The 24,396-nt window shown below is 37.0% G+C and carries 16 protein-coding genes and 1 other RNA gene; 11 read left to right on the top strand and 6 right to left on the bottom strand.

Features of this window, described 5'->3' with window-relative positions; translation table 11 throughout:
- Positions 1-200: 200 nt before the first annotated feature.
- Positions 201-1,772 carry a T9SS type A sorting domain-containing protein gene (locus B8977_RS13510; RefSeq protein WP_084018528.1) on the top strand — a complete coding sequence of 524 codons (1,572 nt, stop codon included), beginning with the start codon at positions 201-203 and terminating at the stop codon, positions 1,770-1,772.
- Here the strand turns inward: B8977_RS13510 and lnt are convergent.
- Positions 1,769-3,424, bottom strand: coding sequence for an apolipoprotein N-acyltransferase (lnt, locus tag B8977_RS13515; RefSeq protein WP_084018532.1), 1,656 nt, complete (start codon positions 3,422-3,424; stop codon positions 1,769-1,771). The genes B8977_RS13510 and lnt overlap by 4 nt on opposite strands.
- A gap of 123 nt (positions 3,425-3,547) precedes the next feature.
- On the opposite strand from lnt, the gene ffs reads away from it, so the two are divergent.
- Positions 3,548-3,646, top strand: an RNA gene (gene ffs, locus B8977_RS13520) — signal recognition particle sRNA small type.
- Here the strand turns inward: ffs and B8977_RS13525 are convergent.
- Positions 3,647-4,723 carry a T9SS type A sorting domain-containing protein gene (locus B8977_RS13525; RefSeq protein ID WP_084018535.1) on the bottom strand — a complete coding sequence of 359 codons (1,077 nt, stop codon included), beginning with the start codon at positions 4,721-4,723 and terminating at the stop codon, positions 3,647-3,649.
- Positions 4,724-4,868: 145 nt separating this feature from the next.
- Here B8977_RS13525 and B8977_RS13530 point away from each other — a divergent pair, with 145 nt between their 5' ends.
- From B8977_RS13530 to B8977_RS13540, 3 genes are all read left to right on the top strand, one after another.
- On the top strand, positions 4,869-6,515 hold the full coding sequence (locus B8977_RS13530) for a CTP synthase (protein ID WP_084018538.1): 1,647 nt from the start codon (positions 4,869-4,871) through the stop codon (positions 6,513-6,515).
- On the top strand, positions 6,493-8,364 hold the full coding sequence (gene yidC, locus B8977_RS13535) for a membrane protein insertase YidC (RefSeq protein WP_084018541.1): 1,872 nt from the start codon (positions 6,493-6,495) through the stop codon (positions 8,362-8,364). The genes B8977_RS13530 and yidC overlap by 23 nt, the downstream gene beginning before the upstream one ends.
- A 113-nt stretch (positions 8,365-8,477) precedes the next feature.
- A complete protein-coding gene (locus tag B8977_RS13540) occupies positions 8,478-8,864 on the top strand; it encodes a DoxX family protein (protein ID WP_084018544.1) in 387 nt (128 codons plus the stop codon).
- Here the strand turns inward: B8977_RS13540 and B8977_RS13545 are convergent, their stop codons facing one another.
- On the bottom strand, positions 8,865-10,364 hold the full coding sequence (locus tag B8977_RS13545) for a tetratricopeptide repeat protein (RefSeq protein WP_084018547.1): 1,500 nt from the start codon (positions 10,362-10,364) through the stop codon (positions 8,865-8,867).
- A 101-nt stretch (positions 10,365-10,465) separates the two neighbouring features.
- Positions 10,466-13,579: a T9SS type A sorting domain-containing protein gene (locus tag B8977_RS13550; RefSeq protein WP_084018550.1), complete on the bottom strand. Its 3,114-nt coding sequence runs from the start codon at positions 13,577-13,579 to the stop codon at positions 10,466-10,468.
- A gap of 176 nt (positions 13,580-13,755) precedes the next feature.
- Here B8977_RS13550 and dnaG point away from each other — a divergent pair, with 176 nt between their 5' ends.
- Entirely contained in the window at positions 13,756-15,684 is a 1,929-nt protein-coding gene (gene dnaG, locus B8977_RS13555) for a DNA primase (protein ID WP_084018553.1), read from the top strand.
- 99 nt (positions 15,685-15,783) lie between these two features.
- On the opposite strand, the gene B8977_RS13560 is transcribed toward dnaG, so the two are convergent.
- The gene (locus B8977_RS13560) at positions 15,784-16,224 is read right to left on the bottom strand and encodes an SPOR domain-containing protein (protein WP_084018555.1); all 441 of its coding nucleotides are present in this window, start codon (positions 16,222-16,224) and stop codon (positions 15,784-15,786) included.
- An 81-nt stretch (positions 16,225-16,305) separates the two neighbouring features.
- Positions 16,306-16,797, bottom strand: coding sequence for an SPOR domain-containing protein (locus B8977_RS13565; RefSeq protein WP_084018558.1), 492 nt, complete (start codon positions 16,795-16,797; stop codon positions 16,306-16,308).
- A gap of 270 nt (positions 16,798-17,067) precedes the next feature.
- On the opposite strand from B8977_RS13565, the gene B8977_RS13570 reads away from it, so the two are divergent.
- From B8977_RS13570 to B8977_RS13590, 5 genes are read left to right on the top strand one after another with little or no spacing between them, the layout of a single operon-like run.
- Positions 17,068-18,501: a c-type cytochrome gene (locus tag B8977_RS13570; protein WP_084018561.1), complete on the top strand. Its 1,434-nt coding sequence runs from the start codon at positions 17,068-17,070 to the stop codon at positions 18,499-18,501.
- A 21-nt stretch (positions 18,502-18,522) separates the two neighbouring features.
- Positions 18,523-21,720 carry a TAT-variant-translocated molybdopterin oxidoreductase gene (locus B8977_RS13575; RefSeq protein ID WP_084018565.1) on the top strand — a complete coding sequence of 1,066 codons (3,198 nt, stop codon included), beginning with the start codon at positions 18,523-18,525 and terminating at the stop codon, positions 21,718-21,720.
- 30 nt (positions 21,721-21,750) lie between these two features.
- Entirely contained in the window at positions 21,751-23,157 is a 1,407-nt protein-coding gene (gene nrfD / locus B8977_RS13580; RefSeq protein ID WP_084018568.1) for an NrfD/PsrC family molybdoenzyme membrane anchor subunit, read from the top strand.
- Positions 23,144-23,674, top strand: a complete 531-nt coding sequence (locus B8977_RS13585) for a DUF3341 domain-containing protein (RefSeq protein WP_084018571.1) — start codon at positions 23,144-23,146, stop codon at positions 23,672-23,674. The genes nrfD and B8977_RS13585 overlap by 14 nt, the downstream gene beginning before the upstream one ends.
- A gap of 12 nt (positions 23,675-23,686) precedes the next feature.
- Positions 23,687-24,385 carry a c-type cytochrome gene (locus tag B8977_RS13590; RefSeq protein WP_084018574.1) on the top strand — a complete coding sequence of 233 codons (699 nt, stop codon included), beginning with the start codon at positions 23,687-23,689 and terminating at the stop codon, positions 24,383-24,385.
- The last annotated feature ends 11 nt before the right edge of the window (positions 24,386-24,396 follow it).

A 24,396-nucleotide genomic window follows, 5' to 3' on the forward strand; every position in this document is an offset into this window, starting at 1 on the left:
TTTTTTTTCGGACTGCAAATATAGGAATTTAAATTTCAGAAAAACAATACTTTTAATATTAATTTTTTGAGAATGTTTTTTTGATAACACTGAGGGCTTACAAATCATCCTCCGCCGTGTGGTCAAGTATGTATGAAATTCTTTGTCATAATATAATTATTTTCAACTAAAATCATTATTTTTAATTTAAATAAAATCTTATGAAACAAATATTTATACTTATTTTTTTGATTCTGAATTTAATGTTTGCCAGTGCACAATTATTGGAATGGCATAAGGTTTTTGACAGGCATTCTTTTGGAGGTTTTGCACCTATTTCGCCTGCTGCAGTTAAAGATGTTCATAACTCGGTTTATATTTCAGTTGCTGAAAATGATACCTTGAAAATCTATAAGTATTTTGAGGATGGAATTTTGAGTGGAATCTTAGATACAAACCTTCATTTTGATAAATCTACTCCGATGATCAATTTGCCGAATGGAGAGTTTGCTGTTGTTTTTCGTGCAAACTTTGTTGATGACATAATATATTTTCTTCAATTTGATTCTTCTCTTAATGTAACAAGGTTTAGCCAGCTAAACTTTGCTGAATTTGATTTTATAGCCGATCCTCAAAATCTTATAATCTCGCAGGAGCAACTTTTTTTGACACTTTTTGATGGTCTGGAACATCAATTATACAAGTTAAACAATACAGATACCCCGGAACTTTTATATTCGGCAAATGTTGAAATAGCATTTGGAGAAGATGTGTTGGTGATGGAAAATGGAAATTTAATCTTCTCATATCAAAATAGCAATCAGCATATGGTTCGTTGTGTTTCTTCTAGTGACGGTTCGGTTGTCTGGGAGCATCTCACAGAGCTTCAACACTGGCAGCTGAGAAAATACAAGGTTTTTAACGCGGATAATCATTTATTGAAATTTACTCACGATATAGTGTGGCAGGACTCGGACGCGATTGGCACGTTTAAAGTTATAAAATTGGATAGCAATACCGGACAGGAAATAAGCAGTTTAGAATTATTTCCGGATATGACATGTGTTTATGCTATTTTTGATATGGTATATAATGAGACTAATGGGAATATGTACTTGGCATATTTTAATAGCTGCAATAATGCTTTTATCAGCCTGCTGGAATTTAATCCTTTAGAAGTGGCTCCTCTGCATTCGTCTACATTTGAATATATAAATGATCCGCTTAATATCGGTCAGCAAGCTCATTTGTCAATATTAGACAATGGAAAACCTGCATTCATTTATAAAAAATATATCGATGAAACTGAACACGGAAATTTGTTTATAGTAAAATTAAATTCTGATTTATCAGTAGAAAGTACGCTGGAAATCAATTTTGATCCTCCAAATGGAAGTGAGTCTATAGCAAATATTCTTCCAGTAGATGGCTCTAAATTTTTGATTTCAGGTGTAATTCCTAATAATGATCCCTTTATTTTTTGGGAGGAAGTAAAATATTTCACTGCAATGATTGATTTGGGTGGAATCATGAGCATTAAAGATTTTACGGCTTCAAATGATAAATTATTGATTTATCCCAATCCGGCAAAACAATTTGCCAATGTTCATTTACCCGAGGCCGGATTCGGAACTTTATCTATTTTTAACTTGGCGGGTCAGATTGTTTATAGTGAATCTCAATTATTTGAAAACGATTATAAATTAAATCTAAGCTTATTCAAGCAGGGAAATTATGTAGTTAACTTTTCTGTGGGAAATAAAAAATACTTTGGGCGTTTGATGGTAAACTAATTTCTTTTTTTTCGGAAATTCATAATCTGAAGTACAATTGTATAGCCTAAAAGAATTCCAGAAAGTAATAAACCAATTCGAGCTAAGTAATCTCCGTGTTTTGTATAGAAAGTGATTTTATCATTCAGTTTAGCTTTTCCTGTCAAAGCACCTTCTTTTTCATAACCTAACGAAGAAATGATATCTCCTTTCTGATTGATAAATGCGGAAACCCCGGAATTAGCAGAACGTACAATGTCACGACGTGTTTCAATTGCTCTTATGTTTCCAAATTGCAGCAATTCTCTGTGTCCGTCCGTATTCCCCCACCATGAGTCATTCGTCATGATGAACAAAACATTCGCTCCGTTTTTCACATAACCTGTAGTATATTCTCCATAAATCGATTCATAACAGATAATCGGCGCAATCACCGCATCATTAAATGAATTTCTGAAAACAGAGCGTTCTTCCTGTGTCACGTGCGTCCTCACAGTCCCGCCAAAGTTCAGCATCAAATCACCAAGAAGAGGTTTCAAAACTTTCATATAAGGAAAATGTTCTACACCCACTACCAATTTCGATTTGTGGTAAGTTTGAATCGTATCTTTTTGGTTAAATTGAATGGCAGAATTGGTCACATCTACCCAAGTATCGGAATTCCCATATTTAGTTGCCGTAGGTGTTGCCAATTTCTCATACGGGTAAAACCTCATTAGCTCAACACCAGATACAAACGTCATTTGCGGATAGTTCCTGAAATTATTTTTAAATTGTTCCAACAAAAAATCCGATTCCAATTTATCCATGTTCAGTCCTGGTCCTGGTCCCGGAAATGCTGTTTCTGGCGCCACTACAAACTGAACTTCAGGTGTGATGTTTTGGTGTGTCAGTTGAATCAATCCATCCACAATCTGGAAAGGATCTTTGGCGTATTTCTCCGTATAAGGATTCAATTCAGGCTGCAAAACCATCGCCGTGATCTCATTTCCTTTTTCTTCATAAGAATTGTAAATCCAATAAGAAATCCCAATCGGAATCGCAATCCACAATGTTGTATAAATTATTAATTTATTTCTGAATTCTGTTTTTTTGGTATTGATGAAAGCATACAGAAAATAAAAAACGATGATGTTTCCAACTAGAATCCAAAGCGTCCCACCAAAAGTTCCCGTAAATTCATACCATTGAATCCATTGATGGTAATTCGAAAATCCATTTCCTAAATTGAACCAAGGCCAGGTCATTTCCCAATTCAAATGAAATTTTTCAAAACTCATCCAAATCGCAGGAAGGAAAAGCAAACCATAAAAATTTCCTGCTTTGAATTTTACCCAATGGAACAATTGAAATACGATGCTCATCAGTAAAGAATTGGCAATCACCGGAAACAAATAGGAAATCCATGAATTTTGAAGCTCCCCGTCAGCGTTATATTCCTGCGCGTAATGCAGCCACCAAATCCCAATCGCATTCCAAATAATAAAAGCCAAATAAGACAGTCCAAATATTTTCAGTCCTTTTCTTTTTAAATCTTTGATCTGGCTGATTTTATTTTCAGCAAATAACAACGGTACAAATCCAAAGAACAATAAAATAGGAAAACCTTGTGTAGGCCATCCGAAAGCCAGCAACAGCCCTGATATGATGGCGTAAATTACATACTTATACATAACGGCAAAGGTAAAAGAATTCACACAAGTAAAAGTGAGAATTGAATCCGGAAATGATATAACTCATGAGTTAGGAAATGATTAAATTTTTGCAAAGTTTAAAATTGTTATACATTTGCACCGAGGCAAGTCCTACACAACCAGCTCCTGGTCAATCCCCCAGGGTGGGAACACAGCAAGGGTATCCGGTTGTAGCGGTGTGATGTAGTCAGCTTGCCTTTTTTATTTCCTTATAATTTTCTCCGAATAAATCCCTTTTGAAGTTTCAATTTTTACAGTATAAATTCCTTTTGGATTTTGACTTAAATCCAATTGATTACCGATTAATTTACCTGATTGATCATAAATCTGAATCGATTTTATAGTTTCATTTTGATTTAATTTCAAATTCAATTTTCCGGTTGTAGGGTTCGGATAAACTACAGACTGATTCGAATTTAAATCATTTACAGCCATTCCATCTTGATAAACATAGGTAACCATTCCGGGAACAAATTCTCCGGCTACTTCAGTTCCTGTGACCATCAAAACCGGAATGCCGTAATTTTTGTCAAACCAATAATAAGTAGTTGCCGAAACGGGAACCTCGCTGTGTTGCTCTTCGTAATAAATATTGAAATTCTGATTTGAAATAGAACGGACTTTTATTGTATTTGCATAAGTATGATTTCGTACTTTCAATTCACCCCAGCCGACAACATTATTGGTTCTCGTTCCATCCATCGTCACCACTAAATCAATTCCTAATGAGTTGAAATCCATATCAATTCCACTTGTGTCGGTATATCCTGCGTTGTACATCATCGGAAACTGAAACAAAACATCAGGGTCATTGTATTCCAAAATTGCCGGTAGAGTCGTTCCACCCAGATTTACATTGGCACCAAACATTTTGGATTGTAATTCTGAGGAAGTTTTCATCAAATGCTGGTAAGGATTTTCAAAAGCATATTCACCGATTGAGAAACTTTGCGGTAAAGTCATTCCCATGTTGAAATTCTGGTCAAACATCGAGTCACAATTGAAAAGATGAAAATGATACAAGCACCATGTATTTTTAAATGGAGAATTATTCGGGTCTTCATAACCATAATTTGCAACATCACTTATCGGAATCGAAGAATAATCCCAAGTATAATTTATGCCTGCTTGTGTGAAATCAAGTCCGTTGGTTTCAATGATATTGACTACTTCAAAAGTTTCTCCGACGGTAGCAAAATCTGAAGAATTGTAAGTGATTTGAGCAAGCGAAAAAGAAAAACAAGAAAGAATAAGAGCAGAAAATAGATTTTTTTTCATAGTAATTAGAGTTAAAATTGTGTTTCAAATTTAACCAAAAGAATTGATTTCAAAATAATTAAGTGCAATTTGATTTAAAGTTGGAAGAATAAAAAATTAACTCAATTATTTACCGTAATTTTGCACCCATTGATTTAGGAATTCAATGGAAAATTCACCCAAATATATTTTTGTTACCGGAGGCGTAACATCATCACTCGGAAAAGGAATAGTAGCTTCATCACTCGGAATGCTTTTGCAGGCGAGAGGATACTCTGTAACTATCCAAAAACTCGATCCTTATTTAAATGTCGATCCCGGAACTTTAAACCCTTATGAACATGGCGAATGTTATGTGACCGAGGACGGAGCCGAGACCGATTTAGATCTTGGGCATTACGAAAGATTTCTCAACCGCGCGACTTCACAAGCCAATAATGTAACGACTGGTAGAATTTACCAAACCGTTATCGAAAAAGAACGCCGTGGAGATTATTTGGGGAAAACCGTTCAAATCGTTCCGCACATCACTAACGAAATCAAAAGAAGAATAAAGCTTTTGGGTTCAAGTGGTAAATACGACATCATCATTACAGAAATCGGAGGAACGGTGGGCGACATCGAATCGCTTCCATACATCGAAAGTGTTCGTCAGTTGATTTGGGAATTGGGTGAGAAAAATTCGATGGTGATTCACTTGACATTGGTCCCATTCTTGGCTGCCAGCGGTGAATTGAAAACAAAACCCACACAGCATTCCGTTCGTCAATTGATGGAAAGCGGAATCCGTGCAGACGTTTTGGTGACACGAACTGAGCATCATTTACCAAAAGATGTTCGTGAGAAACTGGCATTATTTTGTAATGTAAAAAAAGGACACGTAATCGAAAGCATAGATGCCGAATCGATTTATGACGTTCCATTGTTATTGCATAAACAAGATTTTGACAAAGTTGTTTTGGAAATATTGGACATGTCCACCGAAACGCAACCTCAATTAGATGGTTGGATCAATTTCTTGTCAAAACATAAAAATCCATCCAACAAAGTAGAAATTGCTTTGGTTGGAAAATATACTTCGCTTCAGGATTCATACAAATCCATTTCAGAAGCATTTACCCATGCCGGCGGTGCTTTCGATACAGGTGTGAAAATCCGTTGGGTTTATTCAGGAGATTTAACCGAAGAAAATATCGGAGCCAAATTAAATGGTGTAGATGGAATTCTCATCGCCCCCGGATTTGGTGACAGAGGGATCGACGGAAAAGTTCTTGCTGCGAATTATGCAAGAAGAAACAAAATCCCGACTTTAGGAATTTGTTTGGGGTTGCAGATCATGGTGATTGAATTCGCAAGGAATGTTTTAGGTTATGAAGATGCCGATACAGTTGAGATCAATTCACAAACCACGCATCCGGTAATTAATTTGATGGAAGGTCAGAAAAATGTGACCAACAAAGGCGGAACGATGCGTTTGGGTAATTGGAACTGTAAAATCAAACCAGATTCAAAAGTGTTTGAAGTGTATGGTGAAGAATTGATTCAGGAACGCCACAGACACCGTTACGAATTCAACAACGAATATTTAGAAGAATATGAAAATGCAGAATTTTTACCAACCGGAATCAATCCGGATACAGGTTTGGTAGAAATCATGGAATATGAAAAACATCCATTTTATTTAGGTGTGCAGTTCCACCCGGAATACAGAAGTACGGTTGCGAGCCCGCATCCTTTATTTATAAAATTTATAGAAGCAGCATTATTGCAAAAACAAAACGATTTGATCCATGCAACAGGAAAGAAAATTTGATAAAAATACAATTATAGGTTTTGCACTTATAGCGGTTCTCATGGCCGCATTTTTTTACTTAAATCAACCCTCAGAAGAAGAATTAAAAGAGCGTCAGCGCGAGGAACAATTGGCTGAACAAAAACAAAATGAAGCCAAACAATCGGAAACTGCGCAGGTAAATTCCCCGTTGCAGGTTCAGAGCGATTCAACGGGACAGCCCGTTTCTGCAAAGAATCATTCGGTTGAAAATTCTAAATTGAAAGCTACTTTTTCTGGACAAGGTGGTTACATTTCTGAATTACAACTGAAAGAATTTTCTGCTTTTGATTCCGCAGCAAAAGACCATAAACAGCCGCTTTTCCTTATCAAGGATGGAAATAATAAATTCAACCTGAAATTCAAAGACAAAACCGGAAACGAAATCAATACAAGTCAATTGGCATTTTCGCCGAGCGTTCAAAACACAGGCGCAAAAACGATTGTGACGATGAACGCTGCTTTGGCGCAAGGTAATTTGCAGTATGTTTATACTTTGGGTGATGATTATACTATCGGCTTTGAAATCAAATCTCAGGGAATCCACCAAATTACTTCAGATAAAAATTTGGCGGTTGAATGGGATTTGAATGCCATTTCAGCAGAAAAAGGAAAACAGCAGGAAAATTATTGGGCACAAACTTATTTCCGTTTCAAAGGAACAAATGATGTAGAATATGAATTGTTTGGAGCAGACGAATGGGAAGAAAAAGAAGCTGTAGACTGGATTGCATTCAAACAACAATTCTTTTCATCAGTGCTTTCATTTGACGAAGGATTTTTGACTCCGAAAGGTGTTTCTAAACCGATTGCAGAAAAAGATCCGCATTTCAGCAGAAATTACAATTTTCAGGCATTGATGCCTGTTTCCGGAAGTGAATTGAGTTACAAATTACAATGGGATTTCGTTCCGTTGGATTATAGATTATTGACAGACGCGCGATACGAAGGCAAAGATTTTGACAACATCATTCCATTTGGATGGGGATTTTTAGGATGGTTAAACAAACATTTCTTCCTCAACGTTTTCCAGTGGATTGCCAAATTCGGAATTTCTTACGGATGGGTAATTTTATTGATGACCATCGTTGTGAAATTGGTTTTATCGCCAATCATGTACAAACAATACCGCCAAAGTGCGATGATGCGAATTCTCCGACCTGAATTGAATGAATTAACTGAAAAATTCAAAGGACAGGAAAACGCAATGAAAAAGCAACAGGCTACGATGGAACTGTACCGAAAGGCGGGTGTCAATCCATTATCGGGATGTTTGCCGGCATTGATTCAGATTCCGATTTTCTATGCTTTGTTCCGGTTTTTCCCGAATATCATCGATTTACGTGGCGAATCTTTCCTTTGGGCAGAAGATTTGACGGCATTTGACTCACCGATTTTATTGCCAAGCTGGGTTCCGTTCATGGATGGGCACATCAGTATATTAGCACTTTCATACATCGTAGCGATGGTTATTTATTTCAGAGTATCGGGTTCTTTGGATAGTTTCAACCAGCCACCACAGGAGGGAATGCCGGATATGCGTATCATGAAATATATGATGTACGTGATGCCTGTATTTTTCTTTGTTTTCTTAAATAGTTATGCATCAGGTCTTTCTTGGTATTATTTGGTTTCCAACGTAATTAACATCGGGATTGTGATGTTCATCAAAAATGTAATGATCGATGACAAGAAAATCCATGCAACCATTCAGGAAAACAAAACCAAACCGAAGAAACAAAGTAAGTTCAGCCAGCGCATGCAGCAATTGATGGAACAAGCACAGGAACAACAAAAACAACAGGAAACTAAAAAAGGAAAGAAGAAGTAATTCTTTTTAGGATATAAATTGAAAGTCGGAAATTAATTTCCGACTTTTTTATTTAAATTTCATTTGTCAAATACTTTTAGAATATCATATTTTTACGCATAATCTTAAAAATCATGGAACACATTACTTCAATCTGCATACTTGCACTTTTGGCAATCGTTTTTTTACAATCAGGTATTGATAAAGTAACGGATTGGAAAGGAAATTTAGGTTGGTTGCAATCTCACTTTGCAAATTCTCCATTGAAAAATTCAGTTCCCTTGTCATTAGGGATCATCACACTTCTGGAAATTGGTTCAGGTGTAACAGCAATCATTGGCGCTGTTCTTTTATATGTTCAAGGTGATAATTGTATTGCAATTCTTAGTGGAAGTCTTTCAGCAGTTACATTTTTGATGTTGTTTTTGGGACAAAGATTAGCCAAAGATTATCCCGGCGCACAGGGAATTGTAGTTTATTTCATTCCTACTGTATTTTTGCTTTATATTTTGTTGAATTAATTACAATTCCGACAGAAAATCTTCTACAGAATTATAATCTTCTCCCTGAAGTTTTTTCTTCAAACGCATTTTGGTGACGCGTACACTTTGGGGAGAAATTCCCAATGTGTTTGCCATTTCCTTGGCGCTTAATTTCAATCTTAACAATACAAGAAATCTGATTTCAGCTTCAGTTATTACAGATTTAAGTAATTTAATTTTGGGTAGGAAATTCGGATAAATGGTTTGGAATTTTGATTTGAATTTCTCCCAGTCTTCATCCGTCAGGATTTTTTGATTGAGCAATTGAGCGACCTGACTTTCCTGATTTGAATTTTCATTGTTCAAATCATTTTGCAGTTGTGAAATCAACTGATTTTTTTGAGTCAGATCTACAATGTAGTTTTTCAATTCTTTCTTTTTAATTTGAAGAATTCTATTTGAATTTTCCAATTCGAATTCCAACCTTTTTTTATTGATTCTAATGCTTGAGATCCTTCTGTAAATTAATAATGAAGCAATTAAAACAATGATTAAAATTCCACCGATGATCATCAGCATTCTGTTTCTGACAATGATTTTTTCATTTTCCAGATTTTGAATTCTTAATAATTTTACTTCATGTCCTAAATTCGCTTGATATTCGGCCAATTTATCAGATTGATTGGACATCAGCATTTGAATCTGATGCTGGCTGTATTTTTTATGGTATTTCAAAGCCGAATCAGAATTTGAAAACTGTTCGTAGGTTTCCGATAATTTCAGGTAGCCTTCGCTGATTCTCACTTTGCTCTGACTTTCAATTCCGAGTTCCAAACTTTTCTCGGCAGCTTTTATGGCTTCATGTTCCATTTTTTTGAAAGTATAAACATCTGAAAGATTGTAATAAGTTGCGGCCATACCATCCTTATAATGAATCGTATCATAGATGTCCAATGCTTTTTCGTAATATAATCTTGCGGAATCCATCATCGATTGATTTTTATAAATCTGTCCGTGATTGTTATAAGCAATAGCTAATTCGCGGGAAGCTTTTATTTTCTTGAAAATATCTATGGCCTGTTTGCTGTGTTCAAGTGCACTGATGTAAATATTTTTTTCTTTCAAAATAAGTGCACGGTTCGTATGTGTCAATCCCAAAAGGCGCTGAAGGTTTTGTTTTTTTGCAAGCTGTGCTGCTTCCACATAACATTCCATTGCGGATTTGTTATCTTCCAAACGCCAATGTACAAGCCCTAAATTGTTGAGCGTATTTGCCATTTGCACCTCATCTCCCTTTTCTTTTACCTGATTGTAAACGATTGACAAATAAGTAAGTGCTTCCTGATAATTTCCTTTTTCCCACTGATTGATAGCATAATTATTTAGTTCTTCGCTATCCGCATTCTTATCAGGTGGAGAAATCGTATCTTCTTCTGATGTATTAGTTTTCTGCTCAACTTCAGGGTTGGGATTACTGCAACTAACTGAGGTAAGTAAAAGAATTATGATTAAAACTAATATTTGAATTATATGACTCATTTACAATTATAAAGGTAATAAATTGATTTTTTACGAAAATGAAATTCCCCTGTCATATTGTATGACAAGGGAATTTTCACAACTAAAATAGAATTAACACTTTACTTAATTATGATTTTTCTGGCTTGTTTAAAGCCGCTCGCATTCATTTGGTAGAAGTAAATTCCACTTGATAATCCATTAAGATTTACTGAAATTGAATTTTCTCCTTGAGTAAAATATCGATTGGTCAATTCTTTTATATATCGACCGGTTGAATCATAAAGTCTGATGCTCACCTTCCCGCTTTCAGTTATATGAAATGGAATTTGCGTTTGTTCAGTTGCGGGATTAGGATAATTTTGACCTAATTTATTTCGGTTTGAATCCATATCTGAATCATTTGAACCTAAAACTTCATGCGATGAAGTGAAGAAATAAATTCCTGAAAAATGTGAGATTTCACTGCTTATTGTATTTCCCAAAAGTAGTCTTCCATCGTGGAGCGGAACCAATCGGTCAGGATTGGAATCAGAATATTGCGGTGCGATAAAAAATTCTTCTTCAACATTTCCATCTGGCGAAATCTTCATCAATCCGTTTATAGTAAAAGGACTTGGAGTGAAGTAAATCCTCCTTGGATGAGTGGTTGAATACACTTGGTTTAAAACATAAATATTGTCCAAATCATCTACATAAACATCACGGTAAAATTCGTTAAAATCAGAGTTGACTTCCCATTCTAAATCTCCTTCTTCATCAAACTTTAAAGTAACGACACGATTATTTGTTCCATCAAGCACGCTAAATCCTGTTACGATTAATTCTCCTGTAGATAAAGGCTTTACCGCATAAGAGCGAACTCTTCTTCCTGTTTGCCCATAACTTTTTCCCCAAACTAAATCTCCTTCGGGACTGTATTTGTAAATTAGTAATTCTCCCAGATTGATGTTGGTTTTGTTTTCTTTCCAACCCACAGCATAGGCCTGTCCTTGTTCATCTACGTATAGATTGTTGGCGCCTGAATTCCATCCTGTGATGTCAGAAGCATTTATCCAGTTCAATTCACCGTTTTGTGATAATTGGAAAGTTGTAAGATTGGTAGTCTGAGAAAAGAAAGAGCCTGCTCCTGAGTGTCCGGAGAATGTAATGTTTGACATTGAATCAGTTGCTGCTTTTGAGATGTAATATAAATTATCTTCTTCATTTCCAGATGAAATCCATTTTGTCCACTGTTCATTTCCATCATCCGAAATTTTAATTACAGTAAATCGGGGTGAGTACTGATCTTCGAATTCGTGTGTATTTCCCGCAATGAAAATATTATCGTTGTCATCTATTGTGATGGTGTTGATTTCAGGCTGAATAAATGTTTTTTCAAATTCCCATATCAATTCGCCATCAACAGAATATTTTTTTACAAATATCGGATTAGAATCAAAAGGAGAAGATGTCAATGCTACAATCGTTTCACCTGCAGAATTTATGTCCATCATGATTCTTGTTGCAGGATTTCCATTGTCAGGATTAAAGGAATGTTGCCATAGAATATCTCCTGAAGGACTATATTTTGCTAAAAAGAAATTCTGCATATAGGAAATAGATTCGGTGATAGAGCCATAATTCCCAATGATTATAGTATTTCCAAATTCATCGGGAAGAGCATCTGTCAGACTGGTATTGCTTCCTCCCATATTCCCGTAGAAATTGTTCCATTCAGGAATGTCGTTCTCAGTATTAAATTGGGTAAATTCATATACATTTCCTTCTTCGGTGTAACGATTATCCATTACGATTGTATAGTCGTCATTTTCGCTAATTCCTAATCCAATCAATCCGTTAACAACAAAAATTCCCGTCAGTTCTTTTACGTAATTTTTCTCATCTATCAGTTCTCCTTGTTCGTCATACTTCATGATATTGATAGCATGTTTAGATTCTTCATTCTGACCACGGACAGCTACGACGGGATTTTTCTGAGAATCGAATTCTAAATGTACATAAGTTCCCAAACCACTTCCCAGGATTTGTAAATTAGAGGTTTCCTTTACCCAGTTTTGATTTCCGTCTGGGTCATAAGAGATTAATATAGACCCTCCCTCAGGGCTGCTTGTACGATGCATCCCTGCTACATAAATTTTGTCGTTATCGGTTTTCAATTCATAACCGTAATTCATTCGGTTAGGAATTTCATGGGCATCTACCCAGATTTCTTCTCCTTCAGGTGAATATTTGATGGTACCCATTTTACTGAACGGACTCCCTGTTGCAAATGTGCCTGTTACGTAACAATTTCCATCATTGTCAAATGCAACATCATTGGCTACAGAATTTGTCTGATTTCCATCAATAGTAAAAAGATAATTTTGTTTCCAAAGAATTTCTCCATCTGCAGAATATTTAATCGTGTAATAAGTTTGATAAAAATTTTCATTCGAACCATATCCAACCACTGCTATGTTTCCATTATTATCAGAACTAATTGCGCTTGGTTCTATCCATATTCCTTCGACATCATTTTCTTCTATTTTGCTCCAAAGTAAATTTCCTTCAGAATTATATTTTAAAATAGTATAGTTTACAGATTCTACTTCATTGTTGTTTACATAACTAATTCCTAAAACCAATACATTGCCTTGATTGTCAACTGTAATTTGTGATGGATAATCCAATCCGCTGAATCCGCCATCAAAAATAGATTTCCAGATACTAGCTCCGGAACTTTTATCATATTTCACTGTGCGGATGTCCATATCACTTCCGTTCCATTCTACGCCTGCGACTACAGGATTATTTTCAGCATCCAAAGAAATTGCAAATCCAAATTCCGATGCAAAATCAACTACATTTTCTCTTGTCATCCATAGGATTTCTCCTTCAGGATTCACTTTCATAGTAAGCATATTTCCAGCAGGTGCTTCTTCATGAGAACTTGTTCCTGTAATATATGTATTTCCTTCGTTATCGGTTATACTTTGCATCGGTTTGCTAACACCTTGATAAGGAAATTCGATATAAAAACTTCTTGAAAAAGGAGCATTGTAAGAATTTGAATGAATGTTATTAATTTGACTTAAATTATTATCAGCAGCATCTGTTTGAAATCTAGATAAAAAATAACTTTCAGCTGTAGTGTTCTCTTTGAACTTATTCACGCCTGCTTGTGAAAGAAGTTGTGCCTTTCCAAAAATTCCGAAGAAAAAAATGAACAGACATGTTAAATAAAATTGTTTCATGTGTTGTGTTTTTTATGATTTAGATGTTTCATTGTGTTTGCCAAAGGAATAGTTAATCCTTTATAAATGCAAAAATTAGGCGTTGACAAAAGTGTTGACATTATACATTTCTGTATTTTTAAATTAAAAAACTTTGATTCGTAGCTAATCAAAATGAACTTTCATATTTTTACCGAATGATTACACGTCAGACCATAGATACAATTTTTTCGGCGGCGAGGGTAGAGGAAGTAATTGGAGACTTCGTCCATCTCAAACGCGCCGGCGGAAATTTGAAAGGACTTTCACCGTTTGTGGACGAAAAGTCGCCATCGTTTATGGTTTCTCCGGCGAAACAGATTTGGAAAGATTTCTCTTCGGGAAAGGGTGGGAACGTAGTTACATTTCTGATGGAACACGAACAATTTACTTATCCTGAGGCACTTCGCTGGCTGGCAAAAAGGTACAACATCGAAATCGAAGAAGACCGCGAACAGTCGGATGAACAAAAAGAGGAAGTTAAGCTCCGCGAAAGCTTATACATCGTTTCAGAATTTGCCAAAAAATATTTTGTCGAACAATTGAATGAAACTGAGGAAGGCAAAAATATCGGTTTAAGTTATTTCAAGGAAAGAGGATTTACCAAAGAAACCATTCTGAAATTTGAATTGGGTTATTCGCCCGCACAACGCAATGCTTTTACCGAATATGCCGAGAAAAAAGGCTACAGCAAAGCTTTGCTCGAAGCTTCAGGTTTGTCTGTTTTTAATGAACAAGGAAATGGAATTGACCGTTTTCGCGAACGTGTGATGTTTCCGATTCATAGTTTTTCAGGACGGGTTTTAGGTTTTGGCGGAAGGATTTTGCGAAGCGATGCCAAAGCAGCAAAATATTTAAATTCGCCTGAAACTGAAATCTACCACAAGAGTAAAATTCTCTATGGAATTTTCCAGTCCAAACAAGCAATTCTGAAACAAAATGAATGTTTGCTGGTTGAAGGTTATACCGATGTGATTTCGCTTCATCAATCAGGAATTGAAAATGTGGTATCGAGTTCAGGAACTGCTTTGACGCCGGATCAAATTCGTTTAATCAAAAGATTGACTCCCAATGTTACAATTTTGTATGATGGCGATTCTGCAGGAATCAAAGCTTCATTTCGTGGGATTGATTTGATTTTGGAACAGGAATTAAACGTGAAAGTGCTTTTGTTTCCTGAGGGAAACGATCCGGATTCTTTTGCACAGAAACATTCTTCCGAAGAAATTCAAAATTACATTGCAGAAAATGCTACGGATTTCATCCAGTTCAAAGCAAAAATTTTACTAGAAGATGCAAAAAACGATCCGGTCAAAAAAGCGGATTTAATTCGGGACATCATTCAAAGCATTTCGTTGGTTCCCAATATGATTCAACGCGAATTGTACATTCAGGAAACTTCAAAATTGATGGATGTCCGCGAGGAAGTTTTGTTCAAGGAATTGGCGCAAATTCTTCAAAGAAAAGGAAAAGAAGACGTACCTGCACAGCGGGAATCCAAACCGTTGGAAGTTGTCAAAGAAGTTGAAAAAGTTGTTATCGACCCCATCAATATTGTAGAGGAGGAAATCATCAAACTCATCATGCAATTTGGTAATTTGGTCATTGAACTGACTGCTGATGACGATGAAAAATATGAAACCACGGTCATCGAAGAAATTATCAGGCAGTTCGAAGTGAATGATCTACAATTGAAAAATGAATTGTACCAATCTATTCTCGAAGATGTGAAATTAGGCTACGAACAAGAAGAATTGCGTGCGGGAGATTTTTTCATAAAATTATTTGATGAAAGCAAAACCAGCGTAGCTTCGGAAGCGATGATTGAAAAATATTCAATTAGCAAAAACTGGGCGGACAAAATGGGGATTTACATCAAACCCAAAGAAGACCACATTGTCAAAGACATTACCGACACGATTTTGCGTTACAAAAGTTTTTATCTTGATGAAAAAATAAAAGAATTTTCATTTATTTTAAAAGATGAAAATATCACGGGAGAATTGAGAATCGAACAAATCGAAAAGATTATGATCCTGACGCAAATGCGTTCCAAAATTTTCGTTGCACTCAATCGAGTAATCTAATTTTAATAAAAATTGTTTTCTGTCACTCAGGACTAAATGTAATTAAGCGAAGAATCTACTGAAAACTATATAGATTCTTTTTTTTGTCGAAATGAAAAATTAATTCTTAATCAAATTGCAACGAAATTTTTCATTGTAAATGAATGATGCAGGAAAATTTCTTTTGGCTTTATTAAGTGTTGAGGAAGCATCATTTCTCGATTCAAAATATCCGACATAAACTTTATAATCAGGTGAATGATACACGATGTTTGAATATAAATTAGGAAACAATTGTTTGGCTTCTTTCAATTTCTGATCCGCTTCCGAACGGTTTTTGCTGTAAAAAATTTGAACACGGGCACCGTCGCAGAATTCCTTTATAGGTGGTGGAGGCAGTGCAGGAGTTTCACAAACCGCATTGGCTTTTTCCATCATTAATTTCTGCAAACTTTCTTCATACTCAATCGTCAGGTTTCCGTAAGTTTCGGAAACATAATTGGTTTGCGCCACCGCAATTGAACTGATAAAAACAAATATACTTAGAATCTTAAATCTCATTTTTTCTTGAATTAATTCAACTCTGAATTAACGTGAAAAATCGTGCCTAAGTATGAAGTTAAGAAAAATTTAAGTTCTAAATTAAAGTGCTTTTCTGCACCAAACACGCCATTGAACAGAGAATGCAGAAGGGTAAGATCTTTGAATCCTGCGCAAATCCGGACTTGCCGTAGAACGTGTAAAATAGTCTCCTACCAAAATCCTGTAATCTGGGCTTGCATAAATCAATTCCGCTGTCAAAGAAGGAAACTGGCGTGAAAAATCGTTTTTAACTTTGTTGGCAGCTTCGCGGTCTTTGGTGTAAAATATCTGAATTTTATAACCCATAATTTTCTGCTGCGTTGCACATTTATCTGCCGGAGTAAGCTTTTTGGGTGGGACATAAACCGGTTTGTTGCAAACAGCCTGTTCTTTGCTCATCATAAGTTTGGCGAGGCTTTCATCTATTTCCATGGAAAATTCTCCGCCGTTTTCTGTATTTTTGGTAAATACATACAAGGAATCCTTTTTGGGATTCTGTCCGTAAAGGATTGAAAATCCTAAAATTAAAACAATGGGTAAAATTCTGTGCATAGAAATTTATTTAAGGCAAAGATAATTCAGAATTTATTTCCGCAAACTGAATATCAAAAAAGAATTCAAAATTGAGGCGGTTTTTAGCAATCGTAGTTAAACATTGATATAGTGGGAGTTTATCGCCCAATTTATTTAGATTCGTTTTAAATTAATTAAAATGACAAACTTCATCATGCAATCCTTATGATTTTATTAAGGTTTGAGAGTATTTTTGTCCGGTTAAAAACAGTTATTTTAACATTTGTAACAGAACTCAATGTTTAGTTAATGAAGGCAAGACCACTTTACAAATTACGATTACTGAGTACGGCATTCTTTTTAGCCCTATTCATATTTTCTTATTCACAAGATGAAATTACGGGCGATGGCGCGAAAGGATATGATTTGTTCCAAACAAATTGTACCGCTTGTCACCAGATTGATGGCAAGTTAATTGGCCCGGAATTGCGTGGTGTCGTAACACGCGTTAAGGAAGATGGAGGCGTTGGCAAAGAATGGCTTCACTCTTGGATCAAAGACAACAAAGCACTTCGCGCAACCGGAGATGCATACGCAAACAAAATTTTCGAAGAAAACGGACGTCAGGAAATGTTGGCGTTCCCAAATTTGAGTGATCAGGATATCGATGATATCTTAACTTATACTACAAATCCGGAAGCAGGACAAACTGCATTTGAAGAAGCTAAAAAAGCAAAAGAAGCTGAGGCTGCTGCTGCGAAAGCTGCCAAAAATTCAGGTGGAGGAGGAGCTTCTACAGGGGTGGTAATAGTTGGTTTCTTTGTTTTGGCAGTTATTTTAGTTTGGATTTTATTCAGATTAAATGCTTTGGTTAAATTGACCCAAGCTGAAGAGTTAACTTCAGAAGATGAAGCTGCTGCAGTTTCTTTCTCCGAGTTGATGACCAAATATGACAAATTGTTCAAAGCCGGAATGGCATTGTTGGTTATACTGGCATTGGCAGGAGCATGGAACTTCATGTTAGGGATCGGGGTTGACAAAGGTTACGAGCCTGCGCAGCCAATCTATTTCTCTCACCAGGTTCACGCCGGAGTTCAGGGAATTGACTGTCAATACTGTCACTCAAGTGCAAAATATGGTAAAGTTTCAGGGATTCCTTCTACAAATGTTTGTATGAACTGTCACAAAACTGTAAAAGAATACAAAGGAGATTACTACGAAGAACATTTGGTAGATAACGGAATGTACGCAAGTGCAGACGAAGTGAAAAAATTCTATACAGGAGAAATCCAGAAAATGTACCAGGCAATCGGCTGGGATCCTGCTGCAAATAATTTCACGGGAGAACAAAAACCAATCGAATGGGTGAGAATCCACAACATGCCGGATTTTGTTTACTTCAGCCACCAACAGCACGTAGTTGCAGGTGAAAAAGCAATCTTGAAAGCAATCGCTGATGGAACAATTCCTAATTCAAAAGAATTGAACTTACCGGACAACAGCCAAGTATGTTTCGCTTGCCACGGTGATGTAACTAAAATGGACGAATTAAAAATGGCTAATCAATTTACGATGGGATGGTGTATCGAATGTCACCGTACTACCGAAGTGGATATGTCAAACGAATATAACAGTCAGTACTATGCCGAACTTCACGAAAAGTTGAAGAAACAATACGGTGAAGGAACTAAGATTACAGTTGATGCAATCGGTGGTTTGGAGTGTGGTAAATGTCATTATTAAAAATTAAAGCAAGAGGTATAAATGGCTTCTAAAAACAAATATTGGAGAAGTTTTGAAGAACTAAACGATCAGTCATTAACTGAGCAGTTGGCTTCCAAAGAGTTTGCAGATGAAATTCCTGTAGAGGATTTTATCGGAAACAGTAAAGCAATGGAAGAATCTCAAACTTCGAGACGTGACTTTTTGAAATTATTAGGATTCAGCACAGCTGCGGTAACGTTGGCTGCGTGTGAGGCCCCTGTAATCAAGTCCATACCTTATGTGGTAAAGCCGGACAACGTTACACCTGGAGTTCCTACTTGGTACGCATCCACGATTTTCGACGGATACGATTACGCCAACGTATTGATCAAAACCAGAGAAGGGCGTCCGATTAGAATTAATACAAACAAATCTGCTAAATATTTTGCAAGTACAAATGCAAGAGTTCAGGCAGCCGTTTTGTCATTGTATGATTCTGACAAAGTAAGAGGACCTTTGGTAAAAGAAGGCGGAAAATTCAAACCAACTTCCTGGGCTAAATTAGATGAAAAAGTTCTTTCAAATTTGAAATCGAACTCAGGAAAGAAAGTGGTTGTTTTGACTTCATCCATTCCAAGTCCGACGACTAAAAAATTAATTCAGGAATTCAAAGGCAAATATCCAACCGTAGAGCATGTTGTTTATGACGCAGTAAATTATTCTCCAGCTTTAGATGCAGCGGAAGAAGTTTACGGTCAGAGAAGTTTGCCGTTCTATGATTTGACAGCTGCGCACTTGGTTGTTTCTTTCAACGCTGATTTCCTAGGAGATTATAATGGAGGTGGATTTGAGGATGGTTATGCGAAATCTCGCAAACCCGGACCGACCATGCTTCGTCATGTACAAGTTGAGAGTAACTTGACAATGACTGGAGCTAACGCAGATACGCGTTATCCAATGAAGCAAACCGATGTTTTAAGAACACTGGCTGAAGTTTACAAAGGATTGACCAGCGGAACTTCTGACAAAGTAGCTTTAGCAATTTCTCAGGAAATTAAAATCAAAGGTTCCAATGCAGTTGTATTGGGAGATGGTAGCAAAGAAGCGTTTGCAATTTGTTATGCAATCAACCAATTGATTAATTCTGCTGCGGTTTCAAAAAATAAAGTAGTTCTTTTAAAAGAATCAAACGATAAATTATTCAATCAATTCTTAGCTGATGCTAAATCAGGAAATGTAGGTACATTGTTGATGTTCCAGGCAAATCCTATTTACAACCATCCAAAATCAAAAGAAATCGCTGCTGCTTTTTCTAAAATTGGATTGAAGGTGGCAATGTCCGAAAAGCTGGATGAAACTGCTGAGTTAACAGATATAGTTGCACCGGTTCCTCACGGATTGGAATCTTGGAATGACGTAAACCCGATTACTGGGGTTTATTCATTGCAGCAACCAACGATTCAAAGAATATTTGATACAAGACAATTCCAGGATTCATTATTGACTTGGATGAAAGATGCTGTAAACGTAAATGCAATTCCAACAGATACTTTGAATGCAAATCCAAATTCTATGGAATTGATTGCACCAAAAGATTCTTACAGACAAGCAGCAACTGAATATTTCACTTATTTGAAATCAAACTGGGAAAGTACAATTCTTTCTCAATTAGGATACAGTTTCAATCAGGCACTTTACAACGGATACAATGAGTCTACTGAAACAGCTTCATTAACTGCTTCCGGTGATGTAAGTGCTGCAGTTTCCAAATTAGCAGGAGCAAAAGCAAGCGCATGGGAACTTCAATTGTACACAAAATGTGGAATGGGAGACGGTTCTCAGGCAAATAATCCTTGGTTGCAGGAATTACCTGATCCAATCACAAGAGCTTCTTGGGACAATTATGTAACATTGAATCCTAATGACGCTCATCACTTTGAAATTAAAACTTCAGAAAATGCAAACGTTACAAACGGACGTATGCAGTTTGACGGAGATTTTGTGAATATCACTGCTAACGGAGTTACCATTGAGAATGTTCCTGTATTTATTCAGCCGGGACAAGCCATCGGAACAGTTGGATTGTCACTTGGTTACGGACGTACCAAAGGTGGGAAAGTTGCAAATGGAATAGGAGTAAATGCATTCCCTCTTTATGTGAATGGAAATTCCGCAGTTACAAATGTTGAAATTAAACGTACCAAAGTGGGTGACAAACATGAATTTGCTTGTATGCAGATGCAGAACACTTTGATGGGACGTTATGAAATTGCACGTCAAGCGACTTTGGCAGATTTTATCAACAAACCGACTGAAGAGTGGAATGAGCCTTCAGTGATGCCAACGTGGAGAGGAACTTCACCAACAGGAGAAGTTGACATTTGGCGTTCACATGACCGTTCATTCGGTCCTCATTTCAATTTATCTGTTGACTTAAATGCTTGTACCGGTTGTGGTGCTTGTGTGATTGCTTGTCAGGCAGAGAACAATACTGCAGTTGTTGGTAAAGCAGAAATGAGAATGTCTCGTGATATGTACTGGTTGAGAATTGACCGTTACTATTCAGATACAACAGACAATACAAGAACTCAAAAAGTTCAATTAGAAGGATTAACAGAAGACGCAAAAGAAGATAAAACGGAAGCCGCGATGTACAAAAGGTTGATCAAACCTGCAGCAGAAAATCCGGATGTAATCTTCCAGCCGATGATGTGTCAGCACTGTAACCATGCACCTTGTGAAACAGTTTGTCCGGTTGCGGCAACTTCACACGGTCGTCAGGGACAAAACATGATGGCTTATAACCGTTGCGTGGGAACTCGTTACTGTGCAAACAACTGTCCTTATAAAGTAAGACGTTTCAACTGGTTCAACTATGCACACAACGATAAATTTGATTTCAATATGAATGATGATTTAGGTCGTATGGTCTTGAATCCTGATGTAGTTGTGCGCTCAAGAGGGGTTATGGAAAAATGTTCTTTCTGTATCCAGGATACGCAGGCAGCTATTTTGAAAGCAAAAAAAGAAGGAAGAAGAGTTTCCGACGAAGAATTTAAAGATGCTTGTTCATGTGCAGCAGCTTGTGGAACCGGAGCAATGGTATTCGGAGATGTAAATGATGCGGAAAGCGACATTACCAAGTTGAGTGAAGATAAGAGAGTTTACCGTGTGATAGAAGAATTGGGTACAAAACCAAATGTATTCTATCACGTAAAAGTGAAGAACAGAACAGAGGTAAACGGAAAACAAGCTTAAGTTTAATTTAGAAATTAGTTAGAAAGGAATATGTCACATTACGAATCACAGGTTAGGGAACCCTTAATTATAGGACACAAGACCTACCATGATATTACCGAAGACATTGCACGTCCGATTGAAAATAAATCAGGTAAACTTTGGTGGTTTGCATTCAGCATCGCATTGGTTACTTTTCTTTATGGATTAGGATGTATCGCTTATACAATTGGTACAGGTATCGGAGTTTGGGGGATTAACAGAACCATTGGATGGGCTTGGGATATTACCAACTTTGTATGGTGGGTAGGTATTGGTCACGCAGGAACTTTGATTTCTGCCGTATTATTACTTTTCCGTCAGAAATGGAGAATGTCAATCAACCGTTCAGCAGAGGCGATGACTATCTTTGCGGTTGTTCAGGCAGCATTGTTCCCGGTTATCCACATGGGACGTCCATGGGTTGGGTATTGGGTATTCCCGGTTCCAAATAACTTTGGATCTTTCTGGGTTAACTTTAATTCACCATTACTTTGGGACGTATTTGCAATCTCGACTTATTTCTCAGTATCGGTAGTTTTCTGGTACATGGGATTGATTCCTGACTTTGCAATGATCCGAGACAGAGCTAAAAAACCTTTCTCAAAGAAAATATACGGAATCCTAAGTATGGGATGGGGTGGTAAAGCAAAACACTGGCAGAGACACGAAGAATTATCTTTGGTTTTGGCCGGACTTTGTACACCGCTTGTATTCTCCGTTCACACGATTGTATCATTTGACTTCGCGACATCTGTAATTAAAGGATGGCACTCAACGGTTTATCCACCTTATTTCGTTGCGGGTGCGATTTTCTCAGGATTTGCGATGGTGCAAACCTTATTGAGTGTGATGCGTAAAGTAATGCATTTAGAAGATTATATCACCAGACAGCATATCGAATTGATGAACATCGTAATCGTTGTAACCGGAGGTATGGTTGCAGTAGCTTACTTGACTGAATTCTGGGTTGGATGGTATTCTGGTAGCCGTTATGAAGACTTTACATACTTCTCTCCTGGAGCAGCTGTAGGTCCTTACTGGTGGGCATTCTGGGCATTGATTATCTGTAACGTTTTGGTTCCTGGTTTACTTTGGATCAGAAAAGTAAGAAGAAGTTTCTTCTGGACATTCGTTATTTCTATCGTAGTAAATACAGGGATGTGGTTTGAGCGTTTCGACATTATCGTAATCAACTTATCACGTGACTACATACCATCAGGTTGGACAATGTTTATGCCTACATTTGTTGACGTGGGGATTTTCATCGGAACAAACGGATTCTTCTTTGTGTTATTCCTATTGTATGCACGTACATTCCCGGCAATTGCACAGGCTGAATTAAAGACAATTTTGAAATCATCGGGCGAAAGCTATAAAAAACATCATACAGAAGACGACCATCATCATGAGCACTAAAACTATATATGGCATTTACGGTGACGATGAAGATTTATTGAAAGCAGTGAGGTCTTTTAACAAAGAAGGAATTGCCATCAAAGAAATTTATACACCGTTTCCGGTTCACGGACTAGACAAAGCAATGGGACTAAAGAAAACCCGTATTTCAGATATGGCATTTTTCTACGGACTATACGGAACTACATTGGCAACGACTATGACTTGGTTCATGATGAACCATGACTGGCCGCAGGATATCGGAGGAAAGCCTTCGTTCAGCTGGTTGGAAAATATGCCGGCATTTGTTCCGATCATGTTTGAGTTGACAGTATTTTGTGCTGCTCACTTGATGTCGCTTACATTTCTTGTCAGAAATAAATTGTATCCGGGAGCAAAAGCGCAGAATCCGGATCCAAGAACAACGGATGACAAGTTCTTAATGGAAATTGAATCTTCTGATATAGATAAGGTAAAAGAAGCATTTATAAATACGGGAGCAGAAGAAGTAACCGTAAGAGATTTAAATATAGCATAGAACAAGATTAAAATGAAAAGAGGAATAACATATTTATTATTAATCGGTGCAGCAGCTATAGCATTGACTTCTTGTTCAGATAAGAAAAGAAGCCCAAGTATAGTATTCATGCCGGACATGTACTATCCTGTAGCTTATGATCCTTACATGGAAGCCGATTTTGAGTATCCGGAAAGAGAAGAAAAGTCAGACATTCCATTGTTTGCAGCACACAGAAACATGACTGCGCTTTGGCCGGTTGATGGAACTGTTTCCAGAACAGACGAAACGGCAATTCTTCCATGGGAATTGAAAAATACCCTTGACGATTACAACAAATCAAAAGCAATTACAGCTTCTCCACTGGATCCCGCAAATAGAAAAAAGGATTTGGAAAGAGGAGAGAAATTATATGGTCAGACTTGTTCCGTTTGTCACGGAGCAGCGGGTGACGGACAAGGAAGTATCGTTCAGTCAAAAGCTTATTCAGGAGTTCCGACTTATGCAGAAAGAGAATTAACTGTAGGTTCTGTTTACCATGTTATCATGTACGGTAGAAATGCAATGGGTTCTTATGCTTCTCAGTTAACAGCAGTGGACAGATGGAGAGTTGCAGAATATGTAATGAATTTGAGAGCGAAAAATTTACAAGCCGCAGGAGCCGCGACAGCTTCAGCCCCTGCAGCAGAAGCTCCGGCTGAGTTATCAACAGAGAATACAAATCAACAATAAAGGAAAGAATT

It is taken from the genome of Moheibacter sediminis, from assembly GCF_900176425.1.
Taxonomy (GTDB): domain Bacteria; phylum Bacteroidota; class Bacteroidia; order Flavobacteriales; family Weeksellaceae; genus Moheibacter; species Moheibacter sediminis.